This is a genomic window from Streptomyces sp. a15 (assembly GCF_059026085.1).
The window spans coordinates 1-793 of record NZ_JBWLKM010000261.1 but is presented as its reverse complement, the minus strand read 5'-3'; the positions used below and the strand labels follow the sequence as shown (position 1 = coordinate 793).

The following is a 793-nucleotide window of genomic DNA, read 5'->3' as shown; positions in this document are numbered from 1 at the left end:
CGAGCGCGAGGCCGAGCGCGACCTGTCGCAGGAATGCGGAGCGGAGCAGGGCGCGTCCGGCGTGCCGGCGTTCGGCGTGGCCGGTGAGGGGCGGCATGGTGCGGCGCTGGGCGGCGAGGGCGAGCCCGCCGCCGACGACGAGCGCGGCGGCGAGCAGCACCCCGGCGCCCGGGTGGCCCGCCGCGCCGAGGATGCTCACCAGGGCCGGGCCGGCCAGGTAGGACACGCCGTTGGCGAGGGCCTCCAGGGCGAAGGCGGTGGGCAGCGCGGCGGCCCGTTCGCCGGACAGCAGGGCGGACCAGCGAGCGGCGGACAGGGCGCCGAGCTGTGGCAGCGTTGCCCCGACGAGCACTCCGGCGATGAGGTCCGGAACGGCGCCGGCGAGCAGCAGCGCCACGGCCCCGGCATGTGCGCCCAGCGCGCAGTAAAGCACCCGCGCCTGCCCGAACCGGTCGACAAGGCGCCCGATCTGGGGCCCGGCGACGGCATCCGCGACAGCGAATCCGCCGGTGACGAGACCCGCGGCGGCATACGACCCGGTGCGTGCGTACACCAGCCAGACGATGCCGATCCCCGTCATGGCGATGCCCAGACGCCCGACAGCGGCGGAAAAGAAGAAGGCCGCAGCACCCGAAGTGCGCAGCAGGGTGCGGTAGTTCGCCGACGCCGAAGGCACGGCGCATCCCTTTCGCCGGCCGGCGGGACGCGCCACACGGGGTCGTCGGCGTCCGGATGTGCCGACCCGTGGCTGCGCCTGAAGCCGTCCAGTGGTGGCGTGGAGCGGGGACGCGCA

At 75.8% G+C, this 793-nt stretch carries 1 protein-coding gene; it reads right to left on the bottom strand.

Features of this window, described 5'->3' with window-relative positions:
- On the bottom strand, positions 1-676 hold a 676-nt coding region (locus AC5P09_RS52020), incomplete at its 3' end, for an MFS transporter (protein ID WP_493880639.1).
- Positions 677-793: the final 117 nt, after the last annotated feature.